General features: G+C 43.0%; 15 protein-coding genes. 8 read left to right on the forward strand and 7 right to left on the reverse strand.

Translation table 11 applies throughout. The features are described from left to right. Positions 1 to 140 precede the first annotated feature (140 nt). The 3 genes from FTT75_RS01470 to FTT75_RS01480 all read left to right on the forward strand — a co-directional run bounded on the left by FTT75_RS01470 (position 141) and on the right by FTT75_RS01480 (position 4601). Positions 141 to 800, forward strand: a complete 660-nt coding sequence (locus FTT75_RS01470) for a hypothetical protein (protein WP_100355612.1) — start codon at positions 141 to 143, stop codon at positions 798 to 800. A gap of 319 nt (positions 801 to 1119) precedes the next feature. After that, a complete protein-coding gene (gene gyrA, locus FTT75_RS01475; RefSeq protein ID WP_180050101.1) occupies positions 1120 to 4113 on the forward strand; it encodes a DNA gyrase subunit A in 2994 nt (997 codons plus the stop codon). Between the two features lie 68 nt (positions 4114 to 4181). After that, complete coding sequence (locus tag FTT75_RS01480) at positions 4182 to 4601, forward strand: hypothetical protein (protein WP_005169984.1); 420 nt, start codon at positions 4182 to 4184, stop codon at positions 4599 to 4601. Between the two features lie 33 nt (positions 4602 to 4634). On the opposite strand, the gene FTT75_RS01485 is transcribed toward FTT75_RS01480, so the two are convergent. The 5 genes from FTT75_RS01485 to FTT75_RS01505 form a co-directional block, all read right to left on the reverse strand. Beyond that, positions 4635 to 5735: an ABC transporter permease gene (locus tag FTT75_RS01485; RefSeq protein ID WP_180075269.1), complete on the reverse strand. Its 1101-nt coding sequence runs from the start codon at positions 5733 to 5735 to the stop codon at positions 4635 to 4637. Next, positions 5735 to 6862 carry an ABC transporter permease gene (locus FTT75_RS01490; protein ID WP_180185819.1) on the reverse strand — a complete coding sequence of 376 codons (1128 nt, stop codon included), beginning with the start codon at positions 6860 to 6862 and terminating at the stop codon, positions 5735 to 5737. Before FTT75_RS01490 ends, FTT75_RS01485 begins: the two co-directional genes overlap by 1 nt. Further along, entirely contained in the window at positions 6862 to 7989 is a 1128-nt protein-coding gene (locus FTT75_RS01495; protein ID WP_180185820.1) for an HlyD family secretion protein, read from the reverse strand. Before FTT75_RS01495 ends, FTT75_RS01490 begins: the two co-directional genes overlap by 1 nt. Before the next feature lie 11 nt (positions 7990 to 8000). Continuing rightward, positions 8001 to 9467 (reverse strand): TolC family protein, encoded by a 1467-nt coding sequence (locus FTT75_RS01500; protein WP_180185821.1) that lies wholly within the window; start codon positions 9465 to 9467, stop codon positions 8001 to 8003. 137 nt (positions 9468 to 9604) lie between these two features. Further along, positions 9605 to 10786 (reverse strand): type I restriction endonuclease, encoded by a 1182-nt coding sequence (locus FTT75_RS01505; RefSeq protein ID WP_005170006.1) that lies wholly within the window; start codon positions 10784 to 10786, stop codon positions 9605 to 9607. Positions 10787 to 11048: 262 nt separating this feature from the next. Here FTT75_RS01505 and serC point away from each other — a divergent pair, with 262 nt between their 5' ends. After that, positions 11049 to 12128 (forward strand): 3-phosphoserine/phosphohydroxythreonine transaminase, encoded by a 1080-nt coding sequence (gene serC / locus FTT75_RS01510; protein WP_074383369.1) that lies wholly within the window; start codon positions 11049 to 11051, stop codon positions 12126 to 12128. A gap of 594 nt (positions 12129 to 12722) precedes the next feature. On the opposite strand, the gene FTT75_RS01515 is transcribed toward serC, so the two are convergent. Beyond that, a complete protein-coding gene (locus tag FTT75_RS01515) occupies positions 12723 to 13655 on the reverse strand; it encodes a hypothetical protein (protein WP_005097639.1) in 933 nt (310 codons plus the stop codon). Positions 13656 to 13895: 240 nt separating this feature from the next. On the opposite strand from FTT75_RS01515, the gene FTT75_RS01520 reads away from it, so the two are divergent. Further along, positions 13896 to 14381 (forward strand): YaiI/YqxD family protein, encoded by a 486-nt coding sequence (locus tag FTT75_RS01520; RefSeq protein WP_005097638.1) that lies wholly within the window; start codon positions 13896 to 13898, stop codon positions 14379 to 14381. 12 nt (positions 14382 to 14393) lie between these two features. Further along, positions 14394 to 15308, forward strand: coding sequence for a DMT family transporter (locus tag FTT75_RS01525; protein ID WP_180085688.1), 915 nt, complete (start codon positions 14394 to 14396; stop codon positions 15306 to 15308). A 9-nt stretch (positions 15309 to 15317) separates the two neighbouring features. On the opposite strand, the gene FTT75_RS01530 is transcribed toward FTT75_RS01525, so the two are convergent. After that, positions 15318 to 15881 carry a PilZ domain-containing protein gene (locus tag FTT75_RS01530; RefSeq protein WP_005097634.1) on the reverse strand — a complete coding sequence of 188 codons (564 nt, stop codon included), beginning with the start codon at positions 15879 to 15881 and terminating at the stop codon, positions 15318 to 15320. 26 nt (positions 15882 to 15907) lie between these two features. On the opposite strand from FTT75_RS01530, the gene FTT75_RS01535 reads away from it, so the two are divergent. Both FTT75_RS01535 and lolD read left to right on the forward strand, forming a co-directional pair. Beyond that, positions 15908 to 17143, forward strand: a complete 1236-nt coding sequence (locus FTT75_RS01535; protein ID WP_180076231.1) for a lipoprotein-releasing ABC transporter permease subunit — start codon at positions 15908 to 15910, stop codon at positions 17141 to 17143. After that, positions 17136 to 17819, forward strand: coding sequence for a lipoprotein-releasing ABC transporter ATP-binding protein LolD (gene lolD / locus FTT75_RS01540; protein ID WP_005097632.1), 684 nt, complete (start codon positions 17136 to 17138; stop codon positions 17817 to 17819). Before FTT75_RS01535 ends, lolD begins: the two co-directional genes overlap by 8 nt. Positions 17820 to 17902 lie beyond the last annotated feature (83 nt).

Genomic DNA, 17902 nt, shown 5'->3' on the forward strand with positions numbered 1-17902 from the left:
TTTAAAACGCCTCTTAGTCTCGGTACCAAGAGGCGTTTTTTATTGGAAAATTTTTAAAGATACTCGGCAGTCGAAACTAGAGTATGTGATTTGGATGAAAAGTGATAAAATCCTGCTTTGCTTTTTCTCCTGTTTTGATCATGTCCTTTTCCAGAACCGCTCATATCCTGTTTATTAGTTTCCTGCTGATTGCGCTCTATGTGAGTATTTGTGTGCATACTGCGTTGAATGCACCGCTGTCAGTAACCCAGTATTTATTCAGTGAGTCGGGCGCTTTTGAAGTGCTTAGTCCTTGGCTATGGTACTTGCTGGCCATGCTGTGTCTGCTAAATACTGAAATTAAACTGAATACCCGGATATTTACCGCTGCTGCTGCGATATTGTTGGGCTTCAGGGAAATGGACTTTCATAAGCGACTGTTTGACGACAGCTTTATTAAAACCAATTTCTATCGCAGTGCTGAAATTCCGCTCATGGACAAGCTGCTGGGCTTTATTTTATTGCTCGGGATTATTTTTGTCTTTATGGTACTGGCAAAAAAATTGGTAAACACCATACGCAGCATGAAAGATTCTTTGAATATTGCGCATTTTTTTATCTTCCTGACCATTGCCTGTGGCGGACTGAGCAAGGTTCTGGATCGCACGACGTCAACCCTCAGGGAGGAATTCAATATTCAGCTCATACCACATACCCAGGTCATGATCATGACCATTGAGGAAGGGGTGGAGATGCTATTGCCGATTCTATTGATTGTGGCGGTGCTGACTTATCGCAAGGTACTGAATCAAGCGCATTAAAAGACAGATTAAATCTAAGGAAGATGCCTATTTGTGTGTGCATCTTTTTTTTGCACTGCTGTTTTTATGTATATTTCGGGTGCGAAAAAATATGGATGTGGTGCACTTGTTTTTGACGCTGAAATAACAGGAAAATGACCACTAAAATGAAGATAATTAACAAGGTTAAGCTGAATATTTCGACACAAAAATACAAGTGTTTATGCTATAATTTAGGGCTGTATTTTAGTTTTTAACTCAGTCGTTTGAGTTAATGATTTTGCTAGTTTTACGACATATAAATACAAGCCAAAACTGGCTTGTAGAATAAGGAGTATGCATGAGCGTATCGGAAATTAGACCGATTGCCATTGAGGATGAACTTAAAAGCTCATATCTCGATTATGCGATGAGCGTGATTGTGTCACGTGCATTGCCCGATGTACGAGATGGTTTAAAACCTGTTCATCGTCGTGTGCTTTTCGCAATGCACGAATTAGGCAATGACTATAACAAAGCTTATAAAAAGTCTGCACGTGTCGTCGGTGACGTGATCGGTAAATATCACCCGCATGGTGACTATGCTGTATACGAAACCATTGTACGTATGGCACAAGATTTCAGTTTGCGTTACCAGTTGGTCGATGGTCAGGGTAACTTTGGTTCGGTCGATGGCGACAGCGCAGCAGCGATGCGTTATACCGAAGTGCGTATGCGTAAACTGACCCACGAACTCTTGGCGGATCTTGAAAAAGATACCGTCGAGTGGGAAGACAACTACGATGGCTCTGAGCGTATTCCTCAGGTGATGCCCACCCGTGTACCGAACTTATTGGTTAATGGTGTAACCGGTATTGCGGTGGGTATGGCGACCAATATGGCGCCGCATAACATGACTGAAGTTGTGAATGCGTGTCTGGCCTATGCCAATGATCCCCAGATCAGCATCGAAGGGTTGATGGAACACATTTCTGGTCCGGACTTCCCGACAGGCGGTATTATTTACGGTAAATCGGGCATCGTGGATGCCTACCGTACCGGTAAAGGCCGTTTACACATCCGTGGCAAGTATCACTTCGAAGAAGATCCGAAGAATGGCCGTACCACGATCGTGTTTACGGAAATTCCATATCAGGTCAATAAAGCAAAAACCATTGAACGTATTGCTGAACTGGTTAAAGAGAAAAAACTGGAAGGTATTTCCGAGCTGCGTGACGAGTCGGACAAAGACGGTATGCGTATCGCGATTGACTTGAAACGTGGCGAAAACGCCGAAGTAATCGTGAACAACCTGTTCCAGAACACGCAACTTGAAAACTCTTTCAGCATCAACATGGTCTGCCTGGATAATGGCCAGCCTAAACTGATGAACCTGAAAGATATTATTGCAGCGTTTATCCGTCACCGTCAGGAAGTGGTAACGCGCCGTACCATGTTCGAATTACGCAAAGCGCGTGAACGTGGTCATATCTTGGAAGGTTTAACCGTTGCTCTGGCGAATATTGATGCCATCATCGAAACTATCAAGAGTTCTGCAAACCCGGCTGAAGCACGTGAGCGTTTGCAGGCAGGTGAGTGGACAGGTGGCGGTGTATTGGCATTGCTAGAAAAAGCTGGCTCAGTTTCTGTACGTCCGGATGAGATTGAAGGTGAAGACCCAAGTCGTCCGTTTGGTCTGGATGGCGATATTTATCGTCTGTCACCCACCCAAGTCAATGCGATTATGGAACTGCGTCTGCATCGTTTAACCGGTCTTGAACAAGACAAGTTACATGCTGAATATAGTGAAATTCTGGCGCAAATTGCTGAACTGACTGCAATTTTAAATGACTTTAATCTGTTGATGAACGTAATTCGTGAAGAATTGGCTTTGATTCTTCAGCAATATGGTGATGCACGTAAAACCTCGATTGTTGAATCACGTATCGATTTCTCTCGTGAAGATCTGATTCCTGAAGAGCAAATGGTGCTGACGGTTTCAAAAACAGGTTATGCGAAAACTCAACCATTGTCTGACTACGCCGCACAGCGTCGTGGTGGTCGTGGCAAGTCTGCAACCAGCATGAAAGAAGACGATTACATTCAACATCTGATTGTGACGTCAAGTCATGCGACGGTACTTTGCTTTACCAACGTTGGTAAAGTCTATCGTCTGAAAGTGTATGAAGTGCCACAAGCATCACGTGGTGCCAAAGGTCGCCCAATGGTGAACTTGTTGCCATTAGACGAAAACGAGACCATTACCGCAATTTTACCGGTGATTGATGCACCGAAGAAATTCAAAGAACGTCTGGCGGACTTCAAAGCCTTCGTAAAAGCCAATGCTGCACAACTGCAAAGCAATGAAGTGATTAATGGTCACTTTACGGCACTTGAAGCGGCACTTGCTGAATCTGAAGAGGGTGCGGATGATATTTCTGATGCACTTCGTGTTCAATTGAAAGAGCTAGGTTTAGAACTTTCAACGACCGATCTTGATGATGACATCATCAATGATTTTGCACAGCAGGCTGAAGCGGTTCGTAAAAACTTCTATGTGTTTATGGCGACTGAATACGGTACGATTAAACGTGTAGAACTTGAACAGTTCTCGAATGTGCGTTCAAACGGTTTACGTGCGATTGAACTGAATGGCGATGACACTTTAATTGGTGTTGCGATTACTGACGGCGAACAGCAAATCATGTTGTTCTCGAACGAAGGTAAAGCCATTCGCTTTGCAGAAACTGATGTACGTTCAATGGGTCGTTCAGCCAAAGGTGTGCGCGGTATGCGCGTGACCATCGGTGCAGCAGCCTTGCTGGAAGAAAGCGAAGAAACTGAGATCGAGTCTGATGATGAAGATGCTGCAGATTCAGCATTGATCAGCCGGATTGTATCTTTAGTTGTTGTCCCTGAAACTGGCGAAGTATTGTGTGCTTCTGAAAATGGTTATGGTAAACGTACCCCGGTGGATGACTTCCCGACCAAGAAACGTGGCGGTAAGGGTGTGATTGCACTCAAGACCTCAGAACGTAATGGTCAGTTGGTCGGTGCAGTAGCGATTGATGCATCTAAAGAGCTGATGTTAATTTCCGATGGCGGTACTTTGGTTCGTACCCGTGCCTCTGAAGTGGCTCAAACCGGTCGTAATGCACAAGGTGTTCGTCTGATCCGTCTCGGTAATGAAGAGTTACTGGTTGGTGTGGTTTCAGTTGAAGCTGTTGAAGAAGATGAGTTTGTTGAAGCGATTGAAGGTGAAGAATCTTTAGTAGCAGAAACAGATGTAGCGACTGAAACAGATGCAGTAGCTGAACATGTTGAAAAAGATGGTGAAAACTCAGTAGAAGAATAAGTGTTCTATTGATAAAAAGGGCGCTTCGGCGTCCTTTTTTATAAATCTTGACTGAATGAAGGTAAGCGATGAAAACCCAATCAATGTTGTTAGCGGCAGCAGTTGCATTAAGTGGCTGTAACTCAATGGACAATATCCCAAACCCAAGTCCTGAGCAGGAACAGGCAGCACAGCTGGCCTATGAGGATTTGCGTGATGGGAAGTATGACGAGTTTCTGGATCAGCTAGAGCCGCAATTGCAAACACAGTTTAAGGACAACGAAAAGCTGATGAAACGCTTTTCACGTTCAATTCCGAAAGGTGAGTACAAGTCTAAAACTTTAATGACCAAGCAGATTGAAGAAGCAACCAACCAGCCTGGCCAATATAAGATCAGCTATGAAATTGCCTATCCAAATAATCTGGTGCAGTATGATGTCAGTTTCGACCAGCCGAATGGTAGCAACAAGATTCGTAATTTTAATATTCAGGTCTTTGGCGAATCTTAATCCATAAGTTGATGGCAGCATAAATCCAATGCTTTATCTGCTTTGACTCACTTGAATCAAACGTCGATAAGCCAAGAAAAAACATAAACTGCCTATCAGCCCCAGATATATCAGTTTAGGCAAAATCAGTGCGGTCGGTACACCCATCTGATTCAGTTGAATAAACATCTGCACCATTTGGGTAGAAGGCAGTATCTCAGCGATCACTTGCATCCAGATGGGCATAGCTGCATGTGGCCAGGCAGCACCGGATAAAAAAAATAGAGGGATAGAAGTAAAAACAATTACATGTCCAGCGCGTTCCGGCATATCCAGAAAACTGGCAAATAGGCAGGTGATTCCAATCACAGTATAAACGAAAACCGGCACAGCCAGCAGCATGCCGAATAGGTTACCCCCTCGCGGATAATCAAATAACCAAAAGGTAAATCCAAATAAATAAAAACAACCCAGACAGCCAATGCTCAATATCGCTAAACATAGCCCAATCAACGCATTTGAGTTTAACTGCACTTTTCTTTCGCGGTACACCAGAATCAGCATATTCAAACCTAAAAAAATGGTCTGATGAATGATGAGAGGGGCGACCGCAGGAAAGACATAACTACCATAGCCGGAGAGCGGATTAAACAATGGAATCTGATGCACTGATAGGGCAGGAGAAAAATCTGAAACCTGGCCAAAACGTTCAGCATAGTCTGCCAAGGTCTGCTCAAGAGAGGTCGCTAAACCGATCCCCATCTGTTTGGTGACTAAAAAATTGGCAGCACTTAAGTACAGTCCTATTCCGCCCGTTTCACCATGCCTTAACGTTTGCGATAAATTGTCCGGTAGCAGCAAAATCCCATCCGCTTGTTGCGATTCAACCCATGTTTTGGCTTCGGCGAAATTGCTGGTAATCGCCTTGATTTCAACATTCGGGCTTTGATGGACTTGGCCAATAATCCGCGCGCTCAAGTGACTTTGTTCTGCATCAACAATAATAATCGGTAAGGCTTCGGCTTGCTGTGCCTGATAAGCAAAGGGATAAAAGAAGCTATAAAACAAGACCGATAAAATCAGTGTGGTAAAGATAGCGCCGTGGCTGGCAATATCTTTAAAGCTGCGCAGATAATAAAACCAAAGGGATTTCATCAGGCTGCTCCTTTGGCTATTTTCTTGAGAAAAATATAGGCTAGCAGTGCGTACACCACCACATAGGCCAGCAAGATCCATACAGCTTGCAGTGAGATCTGCACTGGACTGCCAATCATCCATTGTTCAGTTTGTAATTTGGCATAAGGAGTAAAGGGGATAATATTGGCCCAAAACTGGGTGAATAGGGGTGCATTATTTAAGGGTAAAGTCACCCCGGCAAAGCTCAATGATGACCCACCATATACAGCAATCAAGCCGAAAGATTTACTTAAATCTTGGGTGGCCAGCACCACCGTAGCGCTTAAAAATGCATAGGCGCTATACAGCAGCAATTGTGCCAATAAAATCAGACCAAGCGAACCGGCAACAAACCAGCCGCGAATTTCAATCATCCAAAACATCCACGCCCAAGTCCATAGACTAAAAATAGCCACATAGACCAGATTTTTAGACACTAAAGCCATCCAGATGGATGAGTTGCTAATCCAGCTTGTTAAGGTCTGCCGCTTCAGTTCCTGACCGACGGAAAATGCCACACAACAACACAGCAGTAAATGCAGAATTGCCGGAATGACATAGGGTTCCAGATAGAATTCATAATTCAGCTGCGGATTATACAGCGGAGATATTTTAATATGCGGTGACGGTGCTTCGAGAGAGGGGAGTCGGTTGCCCAGATATTGCTGTCCGCTAAATTCAGCGAGTGCTTGTAGGGTACTGACCAGCATGGCCGAGGAAATGGTATTTCCAATACTGAAATAACTCTGGTTAAAAGCAATACTGATGTCAGCATCCTGGGCACGAACCAGACGTTGCTCGGCACCGCTTGGAATATGGATATAACCCCAAATTTTATTTTGATTTAACAGGCGCTCAATTTCAGCTGTTTGTTCCGACACCGTAGCAATTTTAAGAGTATGATTCAGCGCCACATGTTGATAAATGCTTTGACTCAGCGCACTCTGGTCTTGATCAATAATCGCAATCGGTAAATGATCCGATTTCCCTTGAGCAAACATGCTGCTGAATAAAATAATCACCAGTGCAGGTGCCAGCGTGACCAGACACAGATCCCATTTTTCGCTGAGCAGATAGCGCAGTTCGCGCCATATACCCGTCCACATTATCGGGTCTCTTTCAGTTTAAATAACACGCTCATCCCGACTTTCAGTTCAGAAATTGCTGGTGTGGGTACAAGATGCAGCTTAAAACTGCGCACATCATAACCGCCGGTTTGACGTGTGGTCTTAATGGTGGCAAATTCACCTTCAGCACTGATCTGTCTAATTTGAAAAGTGGCGGTTTTATCTAGGGCGGGAATATAACCTTCAATACTGCTCATTTTCTGAAATGGGGCATATTGGTCTTCACGAATATTCAGGCTCACCCACATTTGATCTTCAATCAGGCTGACCACAGGGACTGCGGTGGCTACCAGCTCCGAGACTTTGCCATAGGTTTTAGACACCGTTCCGTTTACAGGTGCTACTAATTGGGTTTCTGCTTCTAAAGCATTGGCTTCATCCAGCGCAGCCTGGGCAATATCTACTTGTGCATCGGCAGAACTCTTTTGCTGCGAGGTGCTGCCACGTTTGGCACGTGCGTATTGCTGATACGCTGCTTCTGTCATTTGCGCCGCTGATTGACTGGCTGCATACAATTCATCACGGCGCTGGCGTGAAATCACACCTTCCTTCAATAAATTTGCACCACGCTCATAAGAAACTTTGGCTAAATTTTGCTGTGCTTTTAGCGATTGCCAGTTGGCATACAGACTGGCGATATTTTCTTCCTGCGAGCCACGTTCAGCTGTGGACTGTAAGGCCAAAGCCGATTGTAAGGCTGCTGTAGCTTGCTGTTTTTTGGCTGCAATTTCCGGGCTATTTAAGCGAACCAGAACATCGCCTTTTTTAACTCGCTGACCTTCTTCCACATAGATTTCTTCAATCCGGCTTGGCACTTTGGTGGCCACCTGAATCGTTTCAGCCTCGACACGACCTTGCAATTCAATCGGCGTCGGTTGATAGCTTTTCCATAATCCAAAAATAATCACGGCCAGCAGAATAGGCAGCAACGCCAGCAGTAGATATTTTTTCTTTTTGGAGATTTCAGGAGGCTGCTCATCGGTCGAGGTCGTCGCGTGATTTTCCTCTAGCGTTGCTGATTGGGTCTGTGGAGCGGGAGAACTTTCTGTTTCGGTAGATGAAACCGCTTCATTCACAGGATCATTGGGTTTTTGATCGTCGTTCATGTTCGGCTCCATTAGCGAATATAGTGAGTATTGGTGTGTTGAATATAATTGGGAAATTCGGCAATCGAGCCATGGCTTTGTAACAGGGTGGCCAGTGACATCACATATTTATAGGCATTCAAGGCAGTTTCGGCTCGTAGCCCGCTAAGCATGTTTTGGGCATCAATGACCTGTGTTGCTGTTCCGATATCCTCTTTAAAGGACAACTCTTGAATGCGTAAATTTTCCTGCGCAGCTTTTAGATTTTGTTCCAACAAAGCATGACTTTGCTGTGCACTCAAGGCTTCGCTATAAGATTTATAAATCAGGTTTTCAATCTCTTGCTGGGTGCGTGAGGTGAGCAGTTCTGTGGCATAGCGTTTGAGCTCGGCCGCCTGAATATTTTTGTTTTTATCAATCCCTGAAAACAGGTTATAGCGTGCGGCAACACCGACAATCCAGTTTTGATTCTGATCCAAACTATATTCACCAAAAGCAAAGACATTGGGTTTTTTTGCTGCTTGCTGAGCTTTGACATTGGCTTGTGCTAATTGGGTATCTAGCTGCATTTTTTGAATCAGCGCAGAGTTTTGACTAAAGGTTTTCAGTAGTTGATTTAAGGCCTGTGGCTCGGTCTGATTGACAAATAAAGGTGTCGACAGTTCAGTGATACTGCTTTGTTGCAGCAGATTATTCAGTTGAAATAGACTGGCATTTAAATTGGTTTGCATATTTTGCTGACTGCGCTCGGCATTATTACGTGCCACTTCAAACTGCATGCGCTGGCCTTTGCTAATAAAACCTTGCTGTTCCATTTTTAAGGCATTGCGATAATGCTGTTGCATGGCATTCAGATTAAATACTGCTGCTGCATGGAGTTGCTTTTGCAGTTGCACATTAAAATAACTTTGAATCAGTTCGAAACGCTGCGTGTCTTGTTGCTGTTGATTACTGAGCTGACTGCGACCGACCTGAATATTGGTAATTTCCTTGGCGCTATGAGTCAAACCACCGGTATAAAGCGGCATCATTATGGACACGGTAGGACGAATCACTTGATCTTCGAGTACGACCTTGGAGGTATCGGGAATTAAGCCTACACCGTCATGAATCGGTTGTTGTAAACCTTCTTTTAAAGGATTGGCAATATTCGCAGCTAAATTAAACTCATCAATTTTATTATTTAAGCCATTGGTGAGAGATTGCTCCAGGTTGTTTTTAAGAGCACCCAAAGGAATATCTAATTCATTACGAAAGGCATAAGCACGCACATTCAGATCGACACGTGGTAATCCCAAACCTTTTACCGCTTCAGCTTCAAGTTTCGAGGCTTGTTCCAAGCTTTGATAGGCCTGACTGCTGTAAGAAGACTGCAATAACTGTTTTTCGGCGTCTTGAAAACTCAAAGTCTGGGCGTATAGACTCTGGCTATTCAACCATAGGCCTGACAATAATCCACACCCCAAAAATAATTTACTTTTATAGTTCGTCATATTCATGCAAGCAGATGGCCAAAGTGAAGAATAAGTTGATTTGTGTACATTATAAATCAGTGGTTTGCAGCTCAGTAAGGGGCATGGTTGTAGTATTGTTTATTTTACATCTGTCCAGCATTAAGGACGCTTGCGCGTCCTGACTAACTTAGGGCGGTTCTTTTGAAATTTTCATCATTCATGCAAAAATCTAAACAATCTTTTAAAACCCCTACGGCTCTATAAATATGCTCCGGTTTATCCAGATAAATTTGTCCATTATTTAACACTTCTAGACCCGCTCTATTTAATTCAAGTTTATGTCTCTCATCAATGGGAACAATAAATTGAACAGTAGGACGTTTTCGGTTCACATCATAGCGGAATAACCATCTATTATTTTTACTTTGATACAGAATGGAATAATAGCTCTCCGTATCTTTTCCGGTGAGTTCATGGTCTGGAAAAAGTTCATGGATAATATTTTGTAAGCTTTGTTCATCTACCGTGGTAACAATTCTTTGATTCTGAGGATTTATAATGTCTTGTTGAAGATTTGAGGGAGTCGGTTCTTCTGAAACTTCATCAGTCCTTAATTCAGTTTGTTGCTCAATGGGTTGTGCTGTAATGATGGTGGGTGCAGATAAGCCTTTTAAAACCGTATCGCTAATTGCACGTTCGACTGCTTGTTTAACGAAGGGTTGAATTGATTCAAGGAATTTTGTATTGAGCTGTCTTGGAATATTGGCTTGCTGAGCAACATAACGTACAAAATCAATATCGACTTCATTAATTGATTTTTTGATTACCGCTTTAAACTGTTGGATATACTGATTCTCTTCGGCAAAAAATCGTAATTTTTCTACATGGAAATTATCATGTTTGAATTCTGCTAATTGAGTCAGTTCTTCGGCTTGATGTTTAGTGAAATCAACAACCAGAAAAGGTTTTTCATCCATAATATTTGGATTAATGAGGTCAGTGAAAAAACGCCATTCACGTCCATTGGTAATGACGCCAATGGTCACTCCCAGAGTAGAGTTAAAATATCGGGAGAGTTGTGGTGCGTGATTTGTTAAATTACTTGCATAAGATTTGGCTTCAATAAACATAACCGGTTGACCATTACAATATAGCGCGTAGTCAACGCGCTCTGTTGATTTGACACCAGGAAAATCAGCGGCAAACTCTGCCAGTACTTTCGTTGGATCATAAGGACTGAAGCCTAAAATATCCAGAAGTGGCAATATAAGTGCTTGTTTGGTGGTTTCTTCAGTTGAGCAATGCGCACCGACACGTTTAACATGCTCAATATGTAATTTGAGGCGATTAATAAAGTTATCCATTTTTTCCCTACTTATAATTTTTCAGATTATTTTTTAATCATTGTGAGTTCATCATAATAGTTTTATTTTTAAACTCAAACATTTAATAAAAATAGGCATAATAAGTTTAATTAACCCTATAAATGGTCAACTTATCTTGTGAATCTACATTGATTTTTTGACTGTAATTACAGTTCGAGATTGAAATAATTTTGTGCAAGACCTTGCCAGATATGGTTAAATGCCATCATTTTATTGTGTCTCACATAGATAAGGAAAACTCATGCGCGCGTACAACTTCTGTGCTGGTCCTGCTGCATTACCGACTACCGTACTTGAAAAAGCTCAAGCTGAAATGCTTGACTGGCATGGCAAAGGTCTTTCGATCATGGAAATGAGCCACCGTAGTTCCGACTATGTGGCCGTGGCTGAAAAAGCGGAAGCAGACCTACGCAAACTCATGAATATTCCCGAGAACTACAAAGTATTGTTCTTGCAGGGTGGCGCATCCTTACAATTTTCGGCAATTCCATTGAACTTGCTGGGTAAAAATAACAAAGCGGACTATATCCATACCGGAATCTGGTCTGAAAAGGCCTTGAAAGAAGCGCAACGCTATGGCGATATCAATGTGGTAGAAGCAGGTATCAAAATTGATGCTAAACATGCCATCAGCGCGCAAAGCGAATGGAAGCTGTCTGCCGATGCCGCCTATGTGCACTATGCAGACAACGAAACCATTGGTGGTCTGCAGTTTGCTTCTATTCCTGAAACAGATAAGCCCCTTGTTTGTGACTATTCATCAAGCATTTTATCTGCGCCACTTGATGTATCAAAATTTGGTGTGATCTATGCAGGCGCGCAAAAGAATATCGGCCCAGCGGGTTTAACCCTGGTGATTATTCGTGAAGATTTACTGGATCAAGCCAAAGCTGAAATTCCAAGTATCTTAAAATACTCAGATCAAGCCAAAAATGGTTCTATGGTAAATACGCCGTCGACTTATGCATGGTACTTGTCTGGTCTGGTATTTGAATGGTTGCTGGAAAATGGCGGTGTAGAAGCCATGCATAAAGTGAACCTGGAAAAAGCCAATCTGCTTTATGGTTATATCGATCAAAGCGATTTTTATGCCAATCCAATCTTCAAAGAAAATCGTTCAATCATGAATGTGCCATTTACTTTGGCCAATGCAGATCTTGAAAAACAATTCCTGAAAGAAGCAGAAGCCCAGCATTTATTGAATCTTGCGGGTCACCGCTCTGTCGGTGGTATGCGTGCCAGTATTTATAATGCAGTGCCATTAGAGGGCGTACAAGCCTTGGTGAATTTTATGGATGACTTTGCAAAACGCAATGGTTAATCCCTGAAATGTAAAAACCCAGCATAGGCTGGGTTTTTTTTATGCATTCGGTTATGTCAGGGAATTTAAAAAATAAAAGTATGCAGGGTAAAGCCGCAGATCAGCATTCCCAACATGAAAAAAAGGCATGACATCATATCAATATTATAGCGAGAGCTAAGATGATGCTCGACCTGGTCTAATGTTTCTTCTTGCACGATTTTCATAGATATTTATTGTCCGATCTATTTATCGTTAATACTATTTGTTGTGAGTATTTTTATCATAAAAAATTGATTAAATAAAGTACATTCTTGATTAAAGTTCATAAATTTTCATTTTATTTAAATATCAGCTTTGGATTTGTCTGAACTTATTCGTATGCGAAATCAAAGTCTTATTTTTACAAGATTTTTAGGATTCGATTGCATGTATAAAATGAATTCATGTGAATTTAACAATGTGGATAACTCGATTTTTTAAATGATTTAAATAGGTTATTAAGCTAGAAAAAATGGGTAAAAAATAATAAAAAAAATAAAATTAAAAACAGAAAATACGGATTAAACAAAGAAGATCCCCATCAAAAAGAAGACCTTCTTTGTTTATTTTAACTTAAGCCGATTTTCTATAAATATTGGCCTGAATCCACAGATTTCCACGAATATATTGACCAATCTGGAAATTTTTATGCTGCTCATTCCGCGTTGCAATCCGGATCAAGGTGGCTGGTTGACCTTCATCATGAATCAGCGTGACATCATACAGGGTATAGTCCTGATCCATAAACTGCATGGCAGTTTTACCGACAATATTGCCCTGAAACCAGGCTTCATCTTCCTGACCCATGGTTTCACCATAAAGATAAGCCACCATTTTAGAGAAATCTACAGTAACAGGTGCTTTATCTTCTTCTGAGTGTGGCTGCCAGGCATCAATCTGTTCCTGCAAATTATCGGGTGCCACGCCCTGGTTGGCTGCCAGAATATCATTCAAGGCACGGTGATGCTTGATCGAAGCCGGATCATCCACCACCAGATGTTCATGGTCAGCCACTGCTTCAAGCTCATAGGCCCAAGCATTCAGATTCACCACATAGGACTGGTCTTTTTCATAATGCGGATGATTGACGCTATACAGACTATCGAAAGCATAAATAATATTGTTGGCACCCAGATTCAGACGTAATACCGCCTGAGTATTGGATTTGCAGGAAATAATTCGGTCGATGGTCGCTTTGACCTGATAAGGACTATCAAAGCAGGGGAATGCAGTTTTTACTGCTTGCGGCTTATTATTTTCTATGGCGATCACTTGGCTCAATTGCACCGCAGCTTTGCTCGGCCCCTGAATCAGCCAGGTATTTTCATCCATATCACATTCTTGTGTGCAAATGCCCATCGGCATAATAGGCGCATCAAGAGCTTTGCCTAACCACTGTGGCACATCTGTACCTGGATTCTCGGTGAGTAATGTCCAGTGTTCGACGTGACTACCGAAATTCTGATCATCAATGGTGATGATCTCTGGGCTATTCTGATTTTTCATATGCACAATTGATCTTGGATGACTTATTTATAGTTAATCGAGGGTCATTACGATTTTTCAAGTCAATCGAATGAATTTTCAAATTAAATGCAGTCAATTTTTTTTCTAGACTGAATCACAGTTACGGCTCAAATCAAATAGATTCAAAAAAACATGAGCGACAGCAGCGATGAAAATGCAACGATTTAATCATCAACCTGATCCTCTCAATTTGCTAGAATACCCAGGATTTATACCTTAATGGGAAACCCTGTGTTGCCATTCAAACTTTGGGTCGATGCTGATGCATTACCCCGTATTTTAAGAGATGTGATTATCCGTGCGTCGGATCGCTATCAGTTGGAAGTGACTTTTGTGGCCAATCAGTCGGTGGGCATTACGCCTTCAGTCCGGATTAATTCAATTCAGGTGATGAGTGGCGCTGATGCTGCAGATAAAGAGATTATTCTGCGCATGAAAGAGCATGATATTGTCATGACCCAAGATATTCCCCTGGCGGCAGAAGTGATTGAAAAGGGCGGGATTGCCATTCATCCACGCGGTGAAGTGTATACCACGGCCAATGTCAAAGCACGTTTACATCTAAGAGACTTTATGGATAGTTTGCGTGGTGCCGGTGTGCAAACGGGTGGGCCACCTCCGATTTCAGAGCGGGATAAGCGTGAATTTTCAAGCGCACTGGATCAAACCATTCAAAAACAAAAACGTAAAACATCTGCACTTTAAGAGCAATCGCGCATGCCAACACACACCAATATGGTTGTGACCTATCTTTTATTGGTTTTTATCTGGGCCACTACACCGCTAGCCATTGTCTGGAGTGTAAGCGATCTGCATCCGCTCTGGGCACTGGCACTGCGATTTTTTCTGGCATTGCCTTTTGCATTTATCTTGTTGTGGCTGTTTAAAACCCGTTTTCCTGTCGATTCTCTCTCGATGCACAGTTATCTGGCTGGAGCTTGCAGTTTTATTGGCTCGCAGATTTTTACCTATCTGGCCACGGATTATCTCAGCTCAGGCATTATTGCGCTGATGTTTGGTCTGGCACCTATTATTACCGGATTGATTGGCCGTTTCGTGTTTCAGCTCAAGCTCTATCCTTCACAGTGGTGCGGGATGGCGATTGCCCTGACTGGTTTGGCGGTGATTTGCCTCGGTGGCAAAGACCAGCACATTCAGCCAATCGGTATTGGTCTGATGCTACTGAGTGTGTTTATCTATTGTGTTTCGATGTTTTGGGTCAAAAAAGTCAATGCACCCTTACAACCGATGGCGCAAGCGGCCGGTTCCATTGCAGTTTCAGCAGTCATGGCCTGTGCCATGTTGCCATTTATCTGGCAATTTGCGCCAACCCAAATGCCTCAGGCAAAATCACTGATCGGGCTAGGATATGCCGTGGTGATGGCTTCGCTGATTGCCATGTTCTGTTATTTTAAACTGGTACAGAAAATCAGGGCGACCACCTTGTCTTTGACGACGGTATTGACTCCAATGCTTGCTTTATTCGTAGGTGTGCTTTTGAATGGTGAAAGCTTGTCGGGTGAGGCCTTAATCGGTGTCGGTATTTTGTTGACGGGTTTATTGTTGTATTTTTCCAGAGAAATTAAAGCGAGCTATGCAGCTCGCCTTCCATCCAGTATTCACAATGACTAAATCAGTGATTTAAGCAAAGTTGGCTTTGACACATTCACCCAGTTTGACACGGTCTTGTGGGTGCATGGTAATGAAATAAGCACCGGTCCGGAATTTGCTATTTTCTTCTTCACGACTGTAGGCCACCTGGGCGGTTGCCGCAATATGGAAGAAATTTTCCGGGTGGCTTAAAGTCACGTGCAGATAGGTGCCTTCAGTGATGGGGCGGTCACTAAAGAAACTAAAACCGGTTTCCGAAAAGTTCACCTGCTCTGGTACAGGTAACATGCTTTGTACAATTGCGTCATACAAAGAACCGGTAATAAGGTTTAATTTTTGGTTGAATAAGGATAAGATTCGAGCAATTTGTTGATCTTTTTCAGATAATTGTTCTAATTCGTAGTTAACCGCATGATCAAATTGATCTAGCTCTGCAAGTAGTAGAAAATAGCGGGGCAAGACAAAGTTAGAGTCATAAGGATCATTTAAGGCAACATCATCGGAAATAATCTGATAATTAATTCGTAAGGCAGCATCGATGCGAGACATAACGCGTCTTTCCGTGTATCCGTTTGGATGCTGTACATTTTCCATAATTTATTACCTCGGACTAGATGGTTATGTTTAAACCAATCTCGCTGTATATAGGGTTGAAATATACTCGCGCACGGCGTAGTAACCACTTCATTTCTTTTATTGCATTGGTCTCAATGATCGGTCTCACGCTCGGTGTAGCAGTCCTCATTACAGTTTTGTCTGTGATGAATGGGTTTGACCGAGAGTTGAAAAATCGTGTCTTGGGAATGATACCTCAAGCTACTGTTTCTTCAACGCAAATTCTAACAAATTGGCCCGAACTTGCAAAGCAGATTGAGCAGCATGAGCATGTCCAAGGGGTCGCACCATTTACCCAATTACAGGGCATGCTGACGGCACAGGGACAGGTTGCCGGGATTATGGTCAGCGGGATTGAACCCGAGTATGAGAAAAAAGTATCCATTATACAAAACCATATGGTCGAGGGCAGTATTGATAGCCTGAAAAAAGGTGAATTTGGTATTGTTCTGGGCAAGCAGATGACCGATGCCATGGGGGTCGGTTTAAACGATAATATTACTCTGGTATTGCCAGAGGCGACCCCTTCACCAGCAGGTGTGGTGCCTCGTTTCAAGCGCTTTAAAGTGGTGGGAATTTTCAGTATTGGTGCTGAAGTCGACTCGATGATGGGATATATCGCTTTAAATGATGCTTCAACTTTATTGCGCCTACCTGATGGTGCACAAGGCGTGCGTTTAAAACTGGATGATATTTTTGTCGCACCGCAAGTGTCTCAGGAAATCGTGCGGGATTTACCATCCAACTTCTACGCATCTGACTGGACTTATACTCATGGTAATCTGTTCAGCGCGATCCAGATGGAAAAAGCCATGGTCAGCTTGTTATTATTCCTGATTGTGCTGGTTGCGGCATTTAATATCGTTTCATCACTGGTGATGGTGGTGACGGATAAAAAATCGGACATTGCGATTTTACGGACTTTGGGTGCTTCGCCTGCCACCATTACCAAAATCTTTATGGTGCAAGGCACGGTGATTGGGGTGATTGGGACATGTGCCGGCGCAATCCTCGGGATTATTGCAGCGACCAGTATCAGTAGCTTTATCGGCTGGTTAAACAATACTTTGGGTCTGAATATGTTTGATGCCTATTTTATCAATTATCTACCTTCTTATTTACGCTGGCAGGATGTCTTGGTGATTGTCGGCTTGTCATTGGCCTTAAGTTTTGTCGCGACGATTTACCCCGCTTTACGTGCAGCAAAAATTCAACCGGCAGAGGCTTTGCGTTATGAGTAATCTGATTTTAGATGCCCAGAATATTCACAAATCCTTTACCGATGGCAAAGCCACCGTCGATGTGATTCGAGGCTTGTCGCTGCAGGTCAAAGCAGGTGAGTTTGTCTCAATTGTCGGTTCGAGTGGTTCTGGTAAAAGTACCTTATTGCATGTTTTGGGTGGACTGGATCGACCAACATCAGGGCAAGTGATGGTCAATGGTCGCCGTTTCGATACCTTGTCCGAAGCAGAGCGCGGCTATGTGCGCAATGAGCATTTGGGTTTTGTGTATCAGTTTCATCATCTGTTGCCAGAATTTACGGCACTGGAAAATGTAGCCATGCCCCTGATGCTCCGCGATAATGTGAAGTTTAAAGAAGCCAAACAGCAGGCTGAATACTTGCTGGAGCGGGTTGGTCTTTCGCATCGTCTGACACATAAGCCAGGTGAATTATCTGGAGGTGAGCGCCAGCGTGTGGCCTTAGCGCGTGCAGTGGTGGGCAAACCTAAACTGATGATGGCGGATGAACCGACCGGAAATCTGGATCGTAAGACTGCAGCAAAGATTTTTGAACTGCTCACCGAATTGCAACGTGAATTCAATATGGCGATGCTGATTGTGACGCATGATGAACAACTGGCACATGCTGCAGACCGAATTTTACATATGCAGGATGGTCTGTGGGTCACACCCTAAATCAAGAGAATATTCGCATTTGATTGAAGCTCACTCCGGTGGGCTTTATTATTGGGTAAAATAATAACCATAAAGAATAAGAT

It is taken from the genome of Acinetobacter sp. YH01008 (assembly GCF_013420435.1).
GTDB lineage: Bacteria > Pseudomonadota > Gammaproteobacteria > Pseudomonadales > Moraxellaceae > Acinetobacter > Acinetobacter pseudolwoffii.